Annotated in this window: 18 protein-coding genes; 13 read left to right on the top strand and 5 right to left on the bottom strand. The window is 71.5% G+C overall.

Annotated features, from left to right (window positions below; translation table 11 throughout):
* The first annotated feature begins 3 nt into the window (after nt 1-3).
* The 6 genes from FS532_RS12830 to FS532_RS12805 all read left to right on the top strand — a co-directional run bounded on the left by FS532_RS12830 (nt 4) and on the right by FS532_RS12805 (nt 6,964).
* Nucleotides 4-1,401: a M14 family zinc carboxypeptidase gene (locus FS532_RS12830; RefSeq protein ID WP_144754883.1), complete on the top strand. Its 1,398-nt coding sequence runs from the start codon at nt 4-6 to the stop codon at nt 1,399-1,401.
* On the top strand, nt 1,401-2,342 hold the full coding sequence (locus FS532_RS12825; protein WP_144754880.1) for an ABC transporter permease: 942 nt from the start codon (nt 1,401-1,403) through the stop codon (nt 2,340-2,342). Before FS532_RS12830 ends, FS532_RS12825 begins: the two co-directional genes overlap by 1 nt.
* Nucleotides 2,339-3,229, top strand: coding sequence for an ABC transporter permease (locus FS532_RS12820; protein WP_144754877.1), 891 nt, complete (start codon nt 2,339-2,341; stop codon nt 3,227-3,229). Before FS532_RS12825 ends, FS532_RS12820 begins: the two co-directional genes overlap by 4 nt.
* A 92-nt stretch (nt 3,230-3,321) precedes the next feature.
* Nucleotides 3,322-4,731, top strand: a complete 1,410-nt coding sequence (locus FS532_RS12815; RefSeq protein WP_260852676.1) for a serine hydrolase domain-containing protein — start codon at nt 3,322-3,324, stop codon at nt 4,729-4,731.
* Nucleotides 4,728-5,315, top strand: coding sequence for a GbsR/MarR family transcriptional regulator (locus FS532_RS12810; protein ID WP_186322032.1), 588 nt, complete (start codon nt 4,728-4,730; stop codon nt 5,313-5,315). Before FS532_RS12815 ends, FS532_RS12810 begins: the two co-directional genes overlap by 4 nt.
* On the top strand, nt 5,312-6,964 hold the full coding sequence (locus FS532_RS12805) for a dipeptide ABC transporter ATP-binding protein (protein WP_144754874.1): 1,653 nt from the start codon (nt 5,312-5,314) through the stop codon (nt 6,962-6,964). The genes FS532_RS12810 and FS532_RS12805 overlap by 4 nt, the downstream gene beginning before the upstream one ends.
* An 87-nt stretch (nt 6,965-7,051) precedes the next feature.
* On the opposite strand, the gene FS532_RS12800 is transcribed toward FS532_RS12805, so the two are convergent.
* Together FS532_RS12800 and FS532_RS12795 are read right to left on the bottom strand one after the other, a co-directional pair.
* Nucleotides 7,052-7,876, bottom strand: a complete 825-nt coding sequence (locus tag FS532_RS12800) for a helix-turn-helix domain-containing protein (RefSeq protein WP_144754871.1) — start codon at nt 7,874-7,876, stop codon at nt 7,052-7,054.
* A 64-nt stretch (nt 7,877-7,940) separates the two neighbouring features.
* The gene (locus FS532_RS12795) at nt 7,941-8,519 is read right to left on the bottom strand and encodes a hypothetical protein (RefSeq protein ID WP_144754868.1); all 579 of its coding nucleotides are present in this window, start codon (nt 8,517-8,519) and stop codon (nt 7,941-7,943) included.
* Between the two features lie 96 nt (nt 8,520-8,615).
* Between FS532_RS12795 and FS532_RS12790 the strand changes: the two genes are divergently transcribed.
* The 3 genes from FS532_RS12790 to FS532_RS12780 are packed head-to-tail and all read left to right on the top strand — an operon-like array spanning nt 8,616 to nt 11,726.
* Nucleotides 8,616-10,121: a sensor histidine kinase gene (locus FS532_RS12790; RefSeq protein ID WP_144754865.1), complete on the top strand. Its 1,506-nt coding sequence runs from the start codon at nt 8,616-8,618 to the stop codon at nt 10,119-10,121.
* 39 nt (nt 10,122-10,160) lie between these two features.
* Nucleotides 10,161-10,823, top strand: coding sequence for a response regulator transcription factor (locus FS532_RS12785; protein WP_144754862.1), 663 nt, complete (start codon nt 10,161-10,163; stop codon nt 10,821-10,823).
* A 21-nt stretch (nt 10,824-10,844) separates the two neighbouring features.
* Nucleotides 10,845-11,726 carry an EamA family transporter gene (locus FS532_RS12780; RefSeq protein ID WP_260852675.1) on the top strand — a complete coding sequence of 294 codons (882 nt, stop codon included), beginning with the start codon at nt 10,845-10,847 and terminating at the stop codon, nt 11,724-11,726.
* A gap of 35 nt (nt 11,727-11,761) precedes the next feature.
* On the opposite strand, the gene FS532_RS18710 is transcribed toward FS532_RS12780, so the two are convergent.
* The 3 genes from FS532_RS18710 to FS532_RS12770 form a co-directional block, all read right to left on the bottom strand.
* Nucleotides 11,762-11,914 carry a hypothetical protein gene (locus FS532_RS18710; protein ID WP_156794738.1) on the bottom strand — a complete coding sequence of 51 codons (153 nt, stop codon included), beginning with the start codon at nt 11,912-11,914 and terminating at the stop codon, nt 11,762-11,764.
* Nucleotides 11,915-12,015: 101 nt separating this feature from the next.
* Nucleotides 12,016-12,339 carry a hypothetical protein gene (locus tag FS532_RS12775; RefSeq protein ID WP_144754859.1) on the bottom strand — a complete coding sequence of 108 codons (324 nt, stop codon included), beginning with the start codon at nt 12,337-12,339 and terminating at the stop codon, nt 12,016-12,018.
* A gap of 220 nt (nt 12,340-12,559) precedes the next feature.
* Entirely contained in the window at nt 12,560-13,591 is a 1,032-nt protein-coding gene (locus FS532_RS12770; protein WP_144754856.1) for a LacI family DNA-binding transcriptional regulator, read from the bottom strand.
* Nucleotides 13,592-13,724: 133 nt separating this feature from the next.
* Here FS532_RS12770 and FS532_RS12765 point away from each other — a divergent pair, with 133 nt between their 5' ends.
* The 4 genes from FS532_RS12765 to FS532_RS12750 are packed head-to-tail and all read left to right on the top strand — an operon-like array spanning nt 13,725 to nt 18,227.
* Nucleotides 13,725-15,023: an ABC transporter substrate-binding protein gene (locus tag FS532_RS12765; protein WP_144754853.1), complete on the top strand. Its 1,299-nt coding sequence runs from the start codon at nt 13,725-13,727 to the stop codon at nt 15,021-15,023.
* On the top strand, nt 15,023-15,901 hold the full coding sequence (locus FS532_RS12760; RefSeq protein ID WP_079238565.1) for a carbohydrate ABC transporter permease: 879 nt from the start codon (nt 15,023-15,025) through the stop codon (nt 15,899-15,901). Before FS532_RS12765 ends, FS532_RS12760 begins: the two co-directional genes overlap by 1 nt.
* On the top strand, nt 15,898-16,863 hold the full coding sequence (locus tag FS532_RS12755; RefSeq protein WP_222121989.1) for a carbohydrate ABC transporter permease: 966 nt from the start codon (nt 15,898-15,900) through the stop codon (nt 16,861-16,863). The genes FS532_RS12760 and FS532_RS12755 overlap by 4 nt, the downstream gene beginning before the upstream one ends.
* Nucleotides 16,863-18,227: a glycoside hydrolase 5 family protein gene (locus FS532_RS12750; protein ID WP_144754850.1), complete on the top strand. Its 1,365-nt coding sequence runs from the start codon at nt 16,863-16,865 to the stop codon at nt 18,225-18,227. The genes FS532_RS12755 and FS532_RS12750 overlap by 1 nt, the downstream gene beginning before the upstream one ends.
* The last annotated feature ends 57 nt before the right edge of the window (nt 18,228-18,284 follow it).

Raw genomic sequence — 18,284 nt, 5'->3', positions numbered from 1 at the left:
CACATGGACACCGACTCCGTCCTCCGGCTCGTCGCCGAGGTCCCCGACCACGACGGCTTCCCGCTCGTCGACGACCTGCACGCCCGGTTCGACGCGCTCGCCGCGGCCCACCCCGAGCAGGTCACGGTCACCCGGATCGGCACGAGCCGGCTCGGCGAACCGCTCCACTCCTACCGGATCGGGTTCGGGTCGCACGCCGCCGTCATCGTCGGCGGCGTGCACCCGAACGAACCGATCGGCTCGTGGACGGCGCTGCACCTGGCGACGTGGGCGGCCGAGGGCGGATCGGCGGAGCTCGACGTCACGTGGCACGTCGTCCCGACGATCGACCCGGACGGCATGCGGCTGAACGAGGCCTGGTTCCACGACCCGCACGACCGGGTGTTCTACTCGCGGCACTTCCACCGTCCGGCCCCGGACAGGCAGGTGGAGTGGACGTTCCCGAATGCGTACAAGTCGGTGTACTTCGACCAGGTGCTGCCGGAGACCCTCGCGTTCATGCGGCTCATCGACGACACCGAGCCGGACCTGCTCGTCAGCCTGCACAACGGCGAGATGGGCGGCGTCTACTACTACCTGTCCGAGGACCTCCGCGACGTGATCGACACCCTGCACGCCGTTCCAGCGGCGCTCGGGCTGCCGCTCGACACCGGGGAGCCCGAGTCGCCGTACCTGCGGGAGCTCGCCCCGGCGGTGTTCGCGATGGACGGCATCGAGACGGCGTACGAGTACCTCGAGGGCCTCGGCGTCGACCCCGGCGAGCACATCCACGGGGCGTCGAGCGCGGCGTGGGCGATGCGGCACGGTGCGCTGTGCATGGTCGCCGAGCTGCCGTACTGGAGCCACCCGGACGCCGACGACCAGACCCCGACGGCGGAGTCCTACGCGGACCTCCTCCGCCGGTGCGCGGACGAGCTCGGGGCGTCGGGGACGGAGCTGCAGGCGATCCTCGACGAGGCGTCGCCGATGCTCACCCTCGAGACGCCGTTCCTCGAGGGCTCGCGGGCGTTCATCCCGATGCTCACCGCCACCCCGGCGACCGACCACGCCCGCGCCGACCGGGAGCCCGCCGACCGGATGGCCACCGTCGCCGAACGCTTCGGGTGCGAGGACCTCGTCCGGTGCTTCCGCTTGCGCTACGGCGGCATGCTGCTCCGCGCGCTCGAGGCGGAGACGACGGCCGGCACCGCGCCGGCTCCGGTCCGGCGGCTGCGCGACCGCCTGGCGGAGCGGTACGCGACCTGGCAGGCGGACGCGGCCACGGGCGCCGAACCGATCCCGATCCGCAAACTGGTGGGGGTGCAGTTCGGGGCGATCCTCGCCTGCGCGAGTCACGTGGCGGGCGCGAGTCGCGCCTCCAGTCCGTCACTGGTCACCACGAGTCGGCCTGGAGGCGCGTGATGCGTCCGGCGCTCGCAGTCGGCAGGCGGGTCGGCGGCCTGGTCATCGTCTTCCTCGGCGTGACCTTCCTCATCTACGCGATGACGTTCGCGCTGCCGGGCGACCCGATCAAGGCGCTCGGTGGGGACCGGCCGCTCAGCGACTCGGTCGTCCGGGCGCTGCGGGCCGAGTACCACCTCGACCAGCCGCTCTGGCTGCAGTACGTGCAGTACGTCGGCGGGCTGTTCCGCGGGGACTTCGGCACGGACTTCAGCGGGCAGTCCGTCGGGGAGCAGATGGCATCGCGGTGGCCGGTCACGATCACCCTGGCGCTGACCGCGTGGGCGCTCGAGATCGTGCTCGGCATCGGGCTCGGGGTCGTGTCGGCGCTCCGCCGCGGGACGGTCCTCGACAAGACGGTGCTCGTCGGCACCATCGTCGTCGGTGCGATCCCGGTCTTCGTGCTCGGCGTCGCCCTGCAGCTCGTGTTCTCGGTGCGCCTGCACTGGTTCCCCGTGGCCGGCGTGACGGCGGGCTGGCCGGAGGCGTACGTGCTGCCGGCGTTCGTCATCGCGCTGTTCGGCCTGGCGGCGGTGTCGCGGCTCACCCGGACCTCGATGATCGAGACGCTCGACGCCGACTTCGTCCGGACCGCCCGGGCGAAGGGCCTGGCACCGGGCCGGATCGTCGGCGTGCACGTGATGCGCAACTCGCTCATCCCGACGGCGACGTACCTGGCGACGGACCTCGGCTACCTGATGGGCGGCACCGTGATCATCGAGGGCATCTTCAACCTGCCCGGCGTCGGGAACCTGCTGTTCCAGGGGATCCGGTCGCACGAGGGCGCGGTCGTCGTCGGCATCTCCACCGCCCTCATCCTGGTGTTCCTCGTCACGAGCGTGCTCGTCGACCTGCTGCACGCCGCCCTCGACCCGCGCGTCCGGACGGGAGCCTCCGCATGACCACCTCCGCCATCGGCGCCACCGTCGAGCCGTCCGTCGTCACGAAACGCCGCCCGCTGCGCGCCGCGGTCCGGAAGCCGGGCTTCTGGCTGCCGGCCGGGGTGCTCGTCGTCGTGCTGCTCGTCGCGGTGTTCCCGTCGTTCTTCGCGGGCTTCTTCGGCCACGGCGACCCCCGCGTGTGCCAGCTCGGCCGGAGCGGAGCGTCCCCGACCGCCGGGCACCCGTTCGGCTACGACCTGCAGGGCTGCGACGTGTACGCCAACGTGGTCTACGGCACCCGGTCGTCGATCGCGGTCGCACTGCTCACCACCGTGCTCGCGGGCGTCGTGGCCGTCGTCGTCGGGACCGTCGCGGGCATGGTCGGCGGCTGGGTCGACGCTGTGCTCGCCCGGCTCACCGACGTGTTCCTCGGCTTCCCGTTCCTGCTCGGCGCCGTCGTCGTGCTGAACAGCGTGGGCGAGCGCTCGGTGCTGACGGTGTCGCTCGTGCTGGCTCTGTTCGGCTGGCCGACGATGGCCCGGCTCGTGCGCTCGAGCGTGCGGAGCGTCCGGAACGCCGAGTTCGTCCTGGCCGCCCGCACGATGGGGCTGTCCACGTGGCGGATCACCACGCGGTACGTGCTGCCGTCGTCGATCTCGCCGCTGCTCGTCCTCGCCACCATCACGGTCGGCGGGGTCATCGTGTCGGAGTCGTCGCTGACGTACCTCGGCATCGGGCTCGAGAGCCCGGCGATCTCCTGGGGACTGCAGTTGTCCGCCGCCACGTCGCAGTTCCTCCGGGCGCCGCACATGCTCGTCGCACCCGCGGTGTTCCTCGCCGTGACGGTGCTGTCCGTCATCGCACTCGGCGACACACTCCGCGCGGCGCTCGACCCACGACGACGATGACGCGCATCCCGCGGGCCACCGACCCGCGTCGCGACGCGCGCCGACGGCGCTGACGCGCCAGACTCGAACCACCGCCCCTCGAAAGGACCACCGTGACCGACACCCTCGCCGCCTACCGGAAGACCCTGCCGTACATCCACGACTGGGTGTCGTACAAGGTCTGGCAACTCCGGGTCCCCGGCGTGCAGGTCGCGATCGGGTACGGCGGCGAGGTGCTGTTCGACGAGGCCTGGGGCTACGCCGACGTCGAGGCCGGCCGCCGCCTGACCACGACGGACCTGTTCCGCATCGCCTCGCACTCGAAGACCTTCACCGCGACCGCGCTCCTGCAGCTCGCCGAGCGCGGGTCGCTCCGCCTCGACGACACCGTGGGCACGTACGTCCCGGCACTCGTCGAGGGCGGGTCGCCGCTCGCCGACGCCACGATCCGGGAACTCATGGAGATGGGCGCCGGGGTCATCCGGGACGGCCACGACGGTGACTACTGGTCGCTGCTCCGCCCGTTCCCGGACGAGCAGGAGCTGCTCGCGCTCGTCCTCGACCGCGGGCAGAAGGTCCCCACCGGGTCGTCGTTCAACTACTCGAACCTCGGGTACTCGCTGCTCGGGCTCGTCATCGCAGCGGTGTCCGGGCAGTCCTACAACGACTTCGTCCGCGAGTCGATCACCGAACCGCTCGGCCTCCGCAACACCGGACCGGACTGGGACCCCACCCGCGCCGACGACTTCGTGGTCGGGTACACCGGCTTCCACACCGCCCGGTCCCGGCAGCGCATCGACCACGTCGACACCCGTGCGATGGCCGCGGCGACCGGGTTCCACGGCACCGCGTCCGACCTGGTCCGGTACTTCTCGCAGCACGTCATCGGCCAGGGCACCCTGCTCGACGACCACTCGAAGCGGCTCGCGCAGCGGAAGGCGTGGAGCGCCACCGAGGACCCGGCGGCCCGCGGCTACGGCGCCGGGTTCATCGTCGACCGGATCGGCGGGCGCGAGGTCCGCGGCCACTCCGGCGGCTTCCCGGGCCACATCACCCAGTCGCTGTTCGACCCGGCGTCCGGGCTCGTCGTCTCCGTGCTGACGAGCGCGGCGGCCGGTCCCGCGACGCTCATCGCCACCGCGATCATCACCCTGCTCGACGCCGCGGCCGACGCCGACGCCCCGGGGACCCCGGTGCCCGACGACGTCGACACCGACACGTTCACCGGCCGCTTCGCGAACCCCTGGGGCGTCAGCGACATCGCGCGCGTCGGCGACCGGCTCGTCGAGCTCGACCCCTCCGCACCGGCGCCGCTCGAGACGCCGACCCGACTCCAGGTGGTCGACGCGGACACCCTCCGGATGACCCACGGGAACCGGTTCGGGTCCATCGACGAGGACATCACCTACGAACGCGACGCCGACGGCTCCGTCCGCCGGATCCGCGCCGGTGGCGGCATGACCGAGGAACCCTGGGCGATCCCGTCCGAGTCGCCCGAGGTCGCGGCGGGACTGGCACCGTGAGCGCCGAGGGCACGGGCGTGCGCGGCGACGGCGTGCGCGCCGACGAGGTCCGCGTCGTCGACGTCGTCCTCGAACCCGAGCGGCAGGCCTTCGTCGAGGAGTTCGCCCTCATGCTCAACGACGGCGCCGGCATGCCCCTCACCGACGCCCGGGTGCTCGGCTACCTCATGATGACCCGCGCGCCGCACTCGTCCTCCGCCGACCTGCAGGCAGCACTCGGCGCGAGCTCGGGCTCGGTCTCGATGGCCACCCGCCGGCTCGTCGACTCCGGGTTCGTGAAGCGGCACATCGTCGCCGGCGAGCGCAGCCACTACTTCCGCGCCGAGGCGGACGTGTGGGGTTCGTGGTTGGCGAGCGAGCGGAAGTACCTCGACCGGCAGCGTGACATCATCGGCCGCGGCCTGACCGTCGTCGAGGCGGCGGGGCGCACGGGCACGGGTGACGTCGACGCCGAGGTCCGCGAGCGCCTGCTCAACGGCCGTGACTACATGCAGTGGCTGCAGGGCTACCACCGCAAGATGCTCGAGGAGTGGGAGGCCTTCAAGGCCGCCCGCGACGACACCACCCGATCGGAGACCCCATGAGCGACGTCCTGACCGTCGAGCACCTCACCGTCACGTTCGACGTCGACGGGGACGAGGTCCGCGCGGTCGACGACGCCTCGTTCACGGTCGCGGCCGGCGAGGTCGTCGCGGTCGTCGGGGAGTCCGGCTCCGGCAAGAGCATGACGGCGATGACCGCGATGGGCATCGCCCCCGAGGGTGCCCGCGCCTCCGGAAGCATCCGGCTCGGCGCCCTCGAGGTCCTCGGCGCCGACGAGCGCACCCTCCGAGCCGTCCGGGGCCGCCGCGTCTCGATGATCTTCCAGGACCCGTCCGCCGCCCTGAACCCCGTGTTCACGGTCGGGTTCCAGCTCGCCGAGGCCGTCCGCCGTGCCGACGCCGCCGCCGACCGGCCCACCGTGCGCGAGCGCTCGCTCGAGCTGCTGCGCGCCGTGGAGGTCCCCGAGCCCGAGCGCCGACTCGGCCAGTACCCGCACGAGCTCTCCGGTGGGCAGTGCCAGCGCGTGATGATCGCGATGGCGCTCGCCGCCGACCCCGACCTCCTCATCGCCGACGAGCCGACGACCGCCCTCGACGTCACGGTCCAGGCCGAGGTCCTCGACGTCCTCCGTGCCCTCCGCGAGCGCACCGGCACCGCGATCCTGCTCATCACGCACGACATGGGTGTCGTCGCCGACATCGCCGACCGCGTGGTCGTCATGCGCCGCGGTCGCGTGGTCGAGACCGGCACCGCCGACGCGGTCTTCGCCGCCCCGGCAGCGGACTACACGCGCGAACTGCTGGCTGCGGTCCCACGGATGGGGACGAGCGTCGGACTGGAGGAGCGGGTCGTCTCCGCCACGGAGCCACCGTCGTCGGTCCTGGACGTCCGGCACCTCGTGGTCGAGTACGGCGGAGCCCTCCGTGGCCGCTTCCGCGCCGTCGACGACGTGTCGTTCAGCGTCGGTCGCGGCGAGATCGTTGGCCTGGTGGGGGAGTCCGGCAGCGGCAAGACCACCATCGGCCGCGCTGCCATCGGCCTCGCGCCGATCGCGGACGGGACCATCGTCGTCGAGGGGACGGACGTGGCGGCGGCGAGCCGTGCCTCCAGGAAGGCCATGCGGCGACGTGTCGGCGTCGTCTTCCAGAACCCGCTGCGCTCCCTGAACCCGCGCTACACGGTGGGGCAGACCGTGGCCGAGCCGCTCCGTCAGATCCTCCGGCTGCCCTCGGCCGAGGTCGAGGCCCGCGTCGAACGGCTCCTCGACGACGTCGGACTCGACGGCGGCTTCCGGGAGCGGTACCCGCACGAGCTCTCCGGCGGGCAGCGGCAGCGCGTCGCGATCGCCCGAGCCGTGGCACTCGACCCGGCGCTGCTCATCGCGGACGAACCGACGAGCGCGCTCGACGTCTCGGTGCAGGCACGGGTGCTCGACGTGTTCCGGGAGCTCCAGGAGCGCCTGGGCTTCGCGTGCCTGTTCGTCACGCACGACCTCGCCGTCGTCGACACGCTGTGCGACCGGGTCGTCGTGCTGCACGGGGGACGCGTCGTCGAGGAGGGCACCTGCGACGCCATCCTCCGCGATCCCCGGGACCCGTACACGCGCCGGCTCGTCCAGGCCGCACCGGTACCGGACCCCGTGGAGCAGGCCGAGCGCCGTTCCGCTCGCCTGGCGTCCCTGTCGTCCTGACCCCTGGCGTCGGCGGCGGAGAGACACATTCGTTTTCGCGTTTGACCGTTCCGGTTCGCGATCCTCGGGATCCGTGAACCGGAACGGTCAGAACGCGGACGGAACGTGGGTGTCCGGTGCGCGGACCCGTTCGAGCGCCCGTCGCATCGAACTCACCGTGCTGTACCCGAACCGGCCGGCGACCACTGCCGGGTCCGTTCCGTCGGCGAGGGCGGCGCGCACCGGGAACGACCGGAACCAGCGGCGCAGCTGCTCGGGGGAGCAGCCCGTCGTCGTCCGGAACCGCCGCCGGATCGTGCTCGCGGACACGCGAGTACCGCGGCGGAGCTCGTCGATCGGCACCGGGACGTCGGCGTCGACGAGCCGGTCGATGCAGCGTGCGATGCTGCGGTCGGCCAGGAACGCGGGTGGATTGTCGCGGAGGACCGCGGTCACCGCCACCGTCGCGAGGACGTCCCGCAGCGCCTCGCACCACCGCGCGCCGGACATCGTCTCGATGTGGCCGAGGGTGCGGAGGACGTCGTCGTGGGGAGCATCGAGCGGGTGCGTCCGGGCGAGACGGGGGAGCGGGAACGCCTCCGCGCCGAACGGGCCGAACGTCGCAGTGCCCGTGTGGACACCGGTCGGGCCGAAGAACCCACCGTCCGAGGTCGGCGGCGGGGCGCGGTCGAGGTCCGTCCCGATCGTCAAGGCTCCGTGCGGGCCGAACAGCGCCGCGGTGCCCTGTCGGACGAGGTCGACCTCGTCGCCCTGCCGGATCCAGACGTCGGTGCCGGACGAGCACGCGACCCACACGGAGCCGACGGATGCATCGAGGTCCAGCGTCCAGCGGTCGTCGTCCGACAGGACCTCGTGGCCGTAGTGCACCACGAGTCCGGCGGCATCGATCAGTGTCCGGAGCGCATCGCCCATGCGACGACGCTGGCATGCTGAGCGTCCGATTCCGGGGGCCGTGCGGCGTTCTGTGGAGAACGGGTCAGCGGACCTCGGCGGAGTCCCAGAGGCGGCCGGCGCCTGCGCCGACGGTGCGCAGGAGGGGGACCGCGACGAGGACCGCGGCTGCGAGGTACCCGACCGCCTGGAGCAGGCCGGGGATCGCGAACGCGACGACCAGGAACTCCTGCGAGGTCGACAGCGGGACCACCGTCTGGATCAGCACACCGATCACGAACCAGAGCGCCGCAGCGACGGTGACGACCCACCCGAGGGTACGCTGCGCGCCGCGGGCGGTCCACACCGTGAGCAGCCCGAAGGCGACGAGCGCGGCCTGGGCGACGAAGGACAGTGCCGAGCCGACGGGCCCCGGGACTCCCCACGCGAGCGCGAACGCGAGCACGGAGACCGCGATCGCGAGGGCACGGCGGTCGCGAGCCCGGACGGCGGCGATCAGCACGACGACGCCCGCGAGACCGCCGATCACCGTGGCCACGAGCAGGACCGACTGCGGCACACCGAACGCGAACGGCAGGCTGCCGACCAGCCCCCGCACGCCGAAGACCAGTGCGCCGACCGTGGCCGCAGCCGAGACCATCCGAACCCCCGTGATGTTCTGCATGCACAGCAGCGTACGCGGATGCGGGGGATAACCCCACCACGGGTTCGGGAGGGGGCAGGATGGGGGGACGAGCCCGGAATCGCGAGGCTTGATGTCATGACCGACACCGCCCGCCTCGACCAGGCCGAGACCGTCCCACTGAACGACTCCGTGCCACCAGGAGCCACCGAACCGATGCCGACGCAGCCGCAGCCGCAGCAGGACGACCGCACGCCGTCGGGGCCGCCTCCGGCCTCGTGGAGCGCGACGCCTCCCGTCAGCGGCGGAGGGGCCGGTGCCGGGTCCGGCATGACGGCGGGGGCGTTCTACCGCGAGGCCTGGAAGCGCCTGCCGCGCGACTTCGGGTACATGGCGCTGACGGCGGTGCTGCTGTGCACGCTGTACGCCGCGTTCCCCGCCGCGATCTTCGGCGGCGGGTTCCGCGACCTCTTCAACCCGTTCGTCCTCCTGATGTTCTTCATCGCGCTGTTCGTCGCGCGGTGGCTCGGGCAGTTCGAGAAGCTCCGCATCGGGTGGGCCGACAAGCGTCCGATCCGCCCGGTCGACTGGACGCCCCGCTGGCAGCAGAACTGGTGGACCCGCACGGGTTCGGCCGTCGCGAACCCGCACTACTGGCTGTACCTGCTGCACGCCGCGGTCGTGTACCCGCTCGTCGCGCTCGTCACCGTCGGCGCGGGTGTCGTCCTGCTCGCCGGCTTCGTGTGGCCCCTCATCCTCGGCGCGGTGTTCCTCGTCAACGGTGCGAGCACCGGGTACTTCTCGTCGTCCGACATCGGTCTGGTGGCCGGCGTCGGTCTCGTCGGCCTGCTGTCGATGGCCGCTTCGGTCGCGCTCTTCCCGCTCTGGGCGCGCGGCTCCGTCATCGCGCACTACTGGGTGGACTTCGGCCTGCTCGGCGGCTTCCGCGCGGAGCAGCTCGAGCAGCGCGTAGCCGGGCTGCAGGCCTCCCGTGCCGGTGCCGTCACCGCCGAGGGGCAGGCCCTGCGCCAGATCGAGCGCGACCTGCACGACGGCCCGCAGCAGCGCCTCGTCCGGCTCCGCATGGACCTCTCCGCTGCCGAGCGCGCGTTCGACAAGGACCCGGCGAAGGCGAAGCAGCTCATCGGCGAGGCATCGGAGCACGCCAAGGACGCCCTCGACGAACTCCGTGCCCTGTCCCGCGGGTTCGCACCGCCGATCCTGCTCGACCGCGGGCTCGTCGCCGCCCTCGAAGCGCTCGTCGCCCGCACGCCGATCCCGGTGGGCCTCGACGTCCGCCTGCCCGAGGGGCTCGAGCTCGCGACGGAGATCCAGCGCAACGTGTACTTCACGGTGAGCGAGCTCCTCACGAACACCACGAAGCACGCCGGCGCCTCGACCGCCGGGGTCTACCTCGGCCTCGTGGTGGACGCCTCGGGTCTCTGGTACCTCACGCTCAGCGTCACGGACGACGGCCGGGGCGGTGCTCGCCCGCAGGAGGGTCACGGCATCGAGGGGCTGATGGGCAGGATGCGTGCCCTCGACGGCGAACTCACGGTGTCCAGCCCCGAGGGTGGCCCGACCGAGGCCACCGCGCGGATCCCGCTCGGTGCGCTCAACGGGGTGCCCACGGCGCGCGCCTGACACCACGGGAGCGCCACCGCTCCCACTAGGCTGGTCGGCATGAGCGACGGCCCGGATGCAGCACGCATCCGGGCCGTCGTCGTCGACGACGCCGTCCTGCTGCGCGAAGGGCTCTCCCGCGTGCTCGACGAGGCCGGCATCGACGTCGTCGGGCAGTACTCCGACGCCGACTCGTTCCTCGCGACGCTGCCGGAGCACGCGCCCGACGTCGTCGTGATGGACGTCCGGATGCCGCCGACCTTCACCGACGAGGGCGTCCGCGCCGCCGTCGAGACCCGACGCCTGGCACCGCGCACCGGCGTGCTCCTGCTGTCCCAGTACGTCGAGGCCACCTACGCCGAGGACGTCCTCGCCTCCGGCGCGACCGGCATCGGCTACCTGCTGAAGGACCGCGTCACCCGGCTCGAGGAGATCGACGACGCCGTCCGCCGCATCGCCGCCGGCGGCACCGTGCTCGACCCCGAGGTCGTCACGCAGCTCATGAGCCGTCGCCGCAACCCGCTCGAGGCGCTCACGCCGCGGGAGCGCGAGGTCCTCGGGCTGATGGCCGAGGGGCGCACGAACGCCGCGATCGCCCGCGCACTCGTCATCGGCACCGGCGCTGTCGAGAAGCACGTCTCCAGCATCTTCGGCAAGCTCGCGCTCGAGGACACGGGCGAGGACCACCGCCGCGTCCTCGCCGTGCTCGCCTACCTCGGGTGACGGGGAACCGATGAACACGGCGTGCCGGTGAACCGGGTCCCGGCACCGCTCCTGGCGCTCGCCGCGATGGTCTCCGTGCAGGTCGGGGCCGCGATCGCGAAGACGAGGTTCGACGACGTCGGCTCGGTCGGTGCCGCGACGCTCCGGCTCGTCATCGGCGCGGTCGTCCTCGCCCTCGTCGTGCGCCCACGCGTCCGGCACTGGACCCGGGAGCAGTGGCTCGGGGCGATCGGACTCGGCCTGGCCCTCGGCGGCATGAACGTCTTCATCTACATCGCGTTCGCGAGCATCCCGATCGGGGTCGCCGTCACCATCGAGTTCCTCGGTCCCCTCGCGCTCTCGCTCGTGCACACCCGACGCTGGCGCGACGTCCTCTGGGCGGTCCTGGCACTCGCCGGGGTCGTACTCCTCGGGGTCGGGCCGGCGGCGGTGACCGCGGTCGGGGGCGTCGTCTTCGCTGTGCTCGCCGCGGTGTGCTGGGCGGGCTACATCGTGATGAACCGGCACGTGGGCGCCGCGATCCCCGGGGTGGACGGGCTCGCGGTGTCGATGCTCGTGGCGATGGTCGTGTCGCTGCCGTTCGGGCTCGGGGCGGCCGTCGACGGGGTCGTCCGCGAACCGGTGCTCCTCGTCGTGTTCGGTGCCGTGGCCGTGCTGTCGAGCGTCCTGCCGTACGCGCTCGAGATGCTCGCGCTCCGGCGGATGCCGACCCGCGTCTTCGGGGTGCTGCAGAGCCTCGGGCCGGCGATCGCGGCCCTCGCGGGCCTGCTGATCCTGCACGAGGGACTCGCGCCGCTCGAGATCGTCGCACTCGCGTGCGTCACCGCGGCGAGCGTGGGCGTGACGCTGTCCGCCCGTCGTGAGCGGGGCGGTCGAAAAGGAGGCACGGATCTCGTTCCGTGAATCCGGAACGTGATCCGTGCCTCCAGTAAGACCGCCTATTCGTCGCGGAGGAAGTCCGCGTACGTGGGTTCCGTGTGTTCACCCGTCAGCAGTGCCGGATCGTTGACCCGTCGTTCGACGTAGGCCGCGATGACCTCGGGTGGGGTGAGCACGTGGGCGACCCAGGACGGCACCTCGCTCTTCTTCATGGTGCCTCCTCCCAGTCCCAGCACTCGGATCGAATGTCTCGATCATTGAGTTACTTGCTGTACCGGTGTTCCGTAAACGATCCTCGTGATGTCCGGTGAAGTCAATGCGGTGCGTTCTCCGGACTGCGCTTGCCGATGTCGGCGCGGAGGGTGCGGTGTTTCACCGCCGAACGCCACACCCATGCGTTCGCCTGCTGCCCGAACTGCGCCCACTCGACCATGACGGCGTCGCGGGTCCAGCTCTTCGCGAATGCCTTCACGCGGACGTGGAACGTGGGGAACTGGATCCACGCCCACACCGGCACGGGGGTGACGGCGTGGCAGACGTCGGGCCCGCGGGCGTCCTCCGACAGGGAGTAGGCGCGCGGGCGTTCGACCTCCGGGTGTTCCGGGGGCTGCCACCGGTTCTCGCGACGCCGTCCCACGAGGGTATTCGAACGTGTGTTCGAATCGGCGTCAAGTCGGCCGCGCCGATCGTGCGCCCACGTGATCGGCGATCGGCGTGTCGGCGCGGGGTGCGCGGGCGCATGGCGCCGCGGCAGTGTGCGAGGTTCCGCGCATGGTGCGAGGCGCGCGGCGTCCCACGGCGCGCGGAACCTCGCACCGTGTGGGCGACCCGTCGCACCGTGCGAGGGGCGCGCCGCGTCAGGGGGCGGCGCGGCCCGTCGACTCACGGACGCTGAGCGTCAGCGACGGACCCGGGCGGGACGGCAGCGGCGACCCGGCGTCGATCTGCTCGCGGAGCAGGGTCGCCGCGCGCTGCCCGAGCTCGACCGTGTCGCGCGTCAACGAGGTGATCGACGGGCGGACGAGCCGCACCATCGCCGAGTCGTCGAACGAGACGATCGAGACGTCTCCCGGGACGGCGACGCCCATCTCGCTCGCCACGCCCAGGCCGGCGACCGCCAGCACGTCGTTGTCGTACACGATCGCGGTGGGGCGGACGCGCCGCGAGAGCAGGGTGCGGGTCGCGTTCGCGCCGGCCTCGGCGGAGTAGTCGGTCGGGATGGACCCGGAGCCCTCGTGCCCCTCGGTGGCGGTGAACGCCCGGACGCGGTCGATCCGCATCGCCGTGTGCTCGAACTCGGGCCGCCCGGCGACGTGCGCGATCCGCCGGTGCCCGAGCGCGTGCAGGTACCGCAGGACGGTGTCCGTCGCGTCGGAGTCGTCGATCCAGACGCTCGGCGCCGCGCCCTCGACCGAGGGGTGCGACCCGACGACCACGGTCGGCATGCCGAGCTCGGCGAGCAGTGCGAGCCGCTCGTCGTCGCGCCGCGGGTCGATCACGATCACGCCGTCGACCCGGTGTCCGCGCCACCAGTCCCGGTAGGTGTCGAGTTCCTCGGCGGCGTCACGGGCGACGAGGAGGTTCATGCCGACGTGGGTGCCGGCGAGCCCGAGCTGGATGCCGGAGATGAGGTCGCCGAAGAACGACTCGGTGCCCAGGGTCCTGGCCGGCCGGTTCAGCACGAAACCGATCGACCCCGCCTTCGCGCCGCCCAGTGCGCGGGCGGCGGTGTGCGGCTGCCAGTCGAGTTCCCGGGCGACGGCACGCACGCGGGCGCGGGTCTCGTCGGACACTCCTGGGCGGTCGTTGAGCGCGAACGAGACCGCGCTGATGGACACGCCGGCACGAGCGGCGATGTCGGCGATCGTCGTGCGACGGTTCTTGGCCACGGGCTTGACTATAGCGCTTTAGTTCGCAAACATCGCTGCATTCGACCGGTTCGGCAACGGGAACTGAACCGGTTCAGCATCATCGGCAGCGCGAGGAAGCAGCAGCCGTCGCACGACGAAGGAGTCACGAGCGATGAAGAACACCACACGCAGGACGACGGGACGCGCCGTGGCGCTCCTCGCCGGAGCGGCCGTCACGGCCCTCGCACTGACCGCGTGCTCGAGCGGCGGCAACGCCTCGGGCAGCGACGGCGGGAGCGGGAAGGTCGAGGGGTCCATCACCCTCCAGACCTGGGCACTGACCCCGACCTACACGGACTACCTCAACGGCGTGATCAAGGACTTCGAGAAGAAGTACCCGGACGCGAAGGTGAAGCTCGTCGACCAGCCCGGCGACGGGTACGCCGACAAGGTCCTCAGCCAGGCGTCCTCGAACTCCCTGCCCGACGTGATCAACCTACCGCCGGACATCGCCCTGCCCCTCGCGAAGCGCGGCTTCCTGCAAGACGTCGCGAAGGACGACTCGAAGCTCTCGAACACCTACGTCAAGGGCGCGCTGGCGGCGTACGACTACAAGGGCGTCGACGGCACCTTCGGGTACCCCTGGTACCTCAACACCGACGTCGACTACTGGAACAAGACGATGTTCCAGAAGTGCGGCCTCGACCCCGCGAACCCGCCGAAGACCACCGACGAGCTGTTCACGCAGGCCGAGACCATGCACCAGAAGTGCCCGGACGACTACCTGATGAGCCGCAAGCCCGGCCTGTCGGACTTCTCGCTCGCCGGCGTGAAGATCATCAACGACCAGGGCACGAAGTTCACCTTCGCGAACTCGTCGAAGGCCGCGGACCTCATCGCGAAGTACGCGAAGGCCTACAAGGAGGGCCTCATGCCCTCGTCGGTCCTGAACACGGACTACCTCGGCAACTCCACCCTGTTCACGCAGGGCAAGGTCGCCTGGACCACCGGCGGCGCCACCGCGATCAGCGACTTCGAGAAGAACAACCCGTCGCTCAAGGGCAACATCATCGTCTCGTCGGCACTCGACAACCCGCCGCTGTACGTCCAGGGCCTGAGCGTCAGCGCGAAGAGCAAGCACATCGCCACCGCCGAGGCCCTCGCCGCCTTCATGACGAACGCGAAGAACCAGGAGGCCTTCGCACACCTGGTCAACATCTTCCCGTCGACCACCTCGTCGCAGTCCGACCCGTACTTCTCGAAGGACGACGGCACCGTCGAGGCGAAGGCCCGCGTGCTCGCGAACGACGCCCTGAAGACCGCGAAGAACCTCAACCCGGTCGAGGCGAACTCGGCGATGACGGACTTCCTCGACCAGCAGATCGCGCTGGCGATGAAGGGCGGCACCACCCCCGAGAAGGCCCTGCAGACCGCGCAGACCAAGATGAACAGCCTGCTGGCGAACAGCTGATGCGCGCCAACCGCTGGTTCACGCCCTGGCTGCTCGTCCTGCCGGCGCTCGTCTGGTTGCTCGCCTTCAGCCTCTGGCCGTCGATCAACACCGTCCGGCTGTCGTTCACGAACGCCAGCCCGCTCGGGGGCGTGAGTCAGTGGGTGGGCCTGCAGAACTTCGAGACGCTGCTCGCCGATCCGCAGGTCTGGGAAGCGCTCCTCAACAGCGTCATCTACATGGCGGTGTGCCTGCCGCTCCTGACGGTCCTGCCGCTCCTGATGGCGGTGCTCGTCGAGCGGAAGCTCCCCGGCATCGCGTTCTTCCGCACCGCGTACTACACGCCGGTCATCGCCAGCGCCGTGGTCGTCGGGCTCATCTGGAACTGGATCCTCGACGACCGCGGGGTCATCAACGAGATGGCGCAGCACCTCGGGATCGTCCAGAGCTCGATCCCGTTCCTCACCGACCGGTGGCTGCTGGTGTTCAGCGCGATCAGCCTCACGGTGTGGAAGGGCCTCGGGTACTACATGATCATCTTCCTGGCGGCCCTCGGGAACGTCGGGAAGGACCTGCACGAGGCCGCGGCGCTCGACGGCGCCGGGTCGGTCCGCCGGTTCTGGTCGGTCACCATGCCGGGCGTCCGCGGGACGATGACGCTCGTCGGCATCCTCGTCTGCGTGAGTGCGCTCCGGGTGTTCAGCGAGCTCTACATCCTCACCAACGGCACCGGCGGACCGGGCGGGCAGGACAACTCGCTCGTGATGCTCATCCAGCAGTACGCCCGTGGCTTCACCGGCAACCTCGGCTACGCGTCCGCCCTGAGCCTCCTGCTCTTCGTCGTGACGCTCATCCCGATGCTCGCCCTCGCCCGGATGAACAGCAAGGCGGACAAGTGACCAACACGACCTCGACCACCGAACCCGCCCTCAGGGGCGCCGCCGGCGCAGCCGCACCCGCGCCGGACGTGGCCGGCGCGACGGACGCGGGCCGTGCCTCCAGACCGCCCCGCAAGCGGCGCCGAGCCGCGTGGGGCGTCATGTCCACCCGCGAGAAGGTGCTCCGCTACGTCCTGCTCGTCGTAGTGCTCTTCATCACGATCGGCCCGTTCCTCTGGCAGCTGTCCACCTCGCTCAAGGGCACCGGTGAGGACATCTACACGGCGAACCCGTCGTTCATCCCGACGCAGCCGACGTTCGGCAACTACCTCCGGGTCGGCGAGGCGATCCCGGTGTTCGGGTACATCGGCAACTCCCTCGTCGTCGCCGCGATCGACGTGCTCGGGAACATCCTGTTCGCGACCCTCGCCGGCTTCGCGCTCGCGCGGCTGCAGTGGCGGTTCCGCAAGGCGGTGCTCGGCCTCTTCCTGGCGACCCTGGTGCTGCCGGGCGAGGCGACGATCATCTCCCAGTTCGTCACCGTGAAGGACCTCGGCCTCGCCGACTCCCTCGTCGGCGTCGCGCTCCCCGGGATGATCGCGGCGCTCAACGTCCTGCTGATGTTCAACGCGTTCCGGCAGATCCCGGAGGAGATCGACCAGGCCGCCGTGATGGACGGCGCGAACGCCCTGCAACGGCTCCGGTACATTTCCCTGCCCGCCGTGCAGGGGACCATCGCCGTCATCGCGATCTTCTCGTTCATCGGAGCATGGGACGACTTCCTCTGGCCGCTCATCGTGCTGCAGTCCCCGGACAAGCTGACCCTGACCGTCGGCCTGCAGTACCTGCAGGGCACGTTCGCGACCGACCAGCGCATGATCGCCGCGGGCACGATGATCGCGTTCATCCCGATCGCCGTGATCTTCGCGATCCTGCAGCGCTTCTTCTTCAAGGGCGTCGAAGAGGGCGGGGTGAAGGGCTGATGCGCTTCGGCGTCAACCACACCCCGTCGGTCGGCTGGTTCCACTCGTGGCTCGACTTCTCACCGTCGGACACGGCGCGGGACATGGAGCAGATCGCCTCGCTCGGCGCGGACCACGTGCGGATCTTCCCGCTGTGGCCGGTCGTGCAGCCCAACCGGACGCTCATCCGGCAGTCGGCGCTGCGGGACGTCGCGACGGTCGTCGACATCGCGGGGTCCTTCGGGCTCGACGTCAACGTCGACGCACTGCAGGGACACCTGTCGAGCTTCGACTTCGTCCCGTCGTGGCTGGAGAGCTGGCACCGGCGGAACATGTTCACCGACCCGGACGTCGTCGCGTCGACCGCGGCGTACGTCGAGGCGCTCGCGGCGATCGTCGCCGACAAGCCGAACCTGCTCGGGATCACCGTCGGCAACGAGGTGAACCAGTTCGCGCACGCGCCGCACCCGGCGCCGCACGACACCACCGCGGAGCAGGGGCACGCGTGGGCGGCGGCGATGGTCGCCGCCGCCCGGCGTGGGCTGGGCGACGGCCTGGAGGCGCGGCGCGACTCCGCCCCGTCGCCCGCGTCCGGCACAGCGTCGCGTCCAGGGCCGCTGGTCACCGTCGCGCAGTACGACGCGGCCTGGTACGACGACGCGCAGCCCTTCGGCCCGGAGCACGCGGCGGACCACGGTGACGCGACGGTCACGCACTCGTGGGTGTTCAACGGCTCGGCGGCGCTGCACGGCGCACTCGGTCCCGGATCGGTCCGGCACGGCGAGTACCTGCTCCAGCTCGCCGCCGCGTGGAACCGTGACCCCGCGCGGCCGAACTGGCTGCAGGAGGTCGGTGCCCCGACGAACGTGGTCGACCCCGCCGACGCCGCCTCGTTCACCGAGCAGACGATCCGACACGTCCTCGACGCGCAGCACGTGCTCGGGGTCACGTGGTGGTGCTCGCACGACGTCTCCCGGTCCCTCGCGGACTTCCCGGAGCTCGAGTACGACCTCGGCCTGTTCACGAACGACGGTCGGCTGAAGCCCGCGGGTGAGGCCTTCGCAGCACTCGCCCGCTCGGCCCGCGACGCCACCGCCACCCCGGTGGCCCCGCCGTCGACCGCCCTCGTCCTCGACGACGTGCGACCGGACGGCGCACCCCGGCACGGAGTCCGGGCCGACAGTGCCCCCGGCGGCCGGTTCGCCGCCGCCTGGCTCGCACTCGCCGAGGGCGCCCCGGACCGCCGCGGGCCGCAGGTCGTCCTGCGCTCCCGCGTCGGCGACGACGCCCTGCTCGCCGCACGGGGCATCACCCGGTGCATCGAGGTCCCCGACGACGCCGCCACCGCCCTGCTGTCGGTCGCCCACCCGGCGACGATGGCCTGACCGCACCACCCGCCCGTCCCGCCGGCACCGACGCCGGCCCTCCCCTCCAGGAAGGTC

The sequence above is a fragment of the Curtobacterium pusillum genome, from assembly GCF_007673235.1.
In the GTDB taxonomy this organism is placed as follows: domain Bacteria; phylum Actinomycetota; class Actinomycetes; order Actinomycetales; family Microbacteriaceae; genus Curtobacterium; species Curtobacterium pusillum_C.
Note: the sequence above shows the minus strand (reverse complement) of the source record. Positions and strands in the feature narration are given on the sequence as shown.

Coding starts and splice junctions, on each gene's coding strand:
- FS532_RS12830 (WP_144754883.1), top strand. CDS start 4: ATGGACACCGACTCCGTCCTCCGGCTCGTCGCCGAGGTCCCCGACCAC.
- FS532_RS12825 (WP_144754880.1), top strand. CDS start 1,401: ATGCGTCCGGCGCTCGCAGTCGGCAGGCGGGTCGGCGGCCTGGTCATC.
- FS532_RS12820 (WP_144754877.1), top strand. CDS start 2,339: ATGACCACCTCCGCCATCGGCGCCACCGTCGAGCCGTCCGTCGTCACG.
- FS532_RS12805 (WP_144754874.1), top strand. CDS start 5,312: ATGAGCGACGTCCTGACCGTCGAGCACCTCACCGTCACGTTCGACGTC.
- FS532_RS12800 (WP_144754871.1), bottom strand. CDS start 7,876: ATGGGCGATGCGCTCCGGACACTGATCGATGCCGCCGGACTCGTGGTG.
- FS532_RS12795 (WP_144754868.1), bottom strand. CDS start 8,519: ATGCAGAACATCACGGGGGTTCGGATGGTCTCGGCTGCGGCCACGGTC.
- FS532_RS12790 (WP_144754865.1), top strand. CDS start 8,616: ATGACCGACACCGCCCGCCTCGACCAGGCCGAGACCGTCCCACTGAAC.
- FS532_RS12785 (WP_144754862.1), top strand. CDS start 10,161: ATGAGCGACGGCCCGGATGCAGCACGCATCCGGGCCGTCGTCGTCGAC.
- FS532_RS18710 (WP_156794738.1), bottom strand. CDS start 11,914: ATGAAGAAGAGCGAGGTGCCGTCCTGGGTCGCCCACGTGCTCACCCCA.
- FS532_RS12765 (WP_144754853.1), top strand. CDS start 13,725: ATGAAGAACACCACACGCAGGACGACGGGACGCGCCGTGGCGCTCCTC.
- FS532_RS12760 (WP_079238565.1), top strand. CDS start 15,023: ATGCGCGCCAACCGCTGGTTCACGCCCTGGCTGCTCGTCCTGCCGGCG.
- FS532_RS12750 (WP_144754850.1), top strand. CDS start 16,863: ATGCGCTTCGGCGTCAACCACACCCCGTCGGTCGGCTGGTTCCACTCG.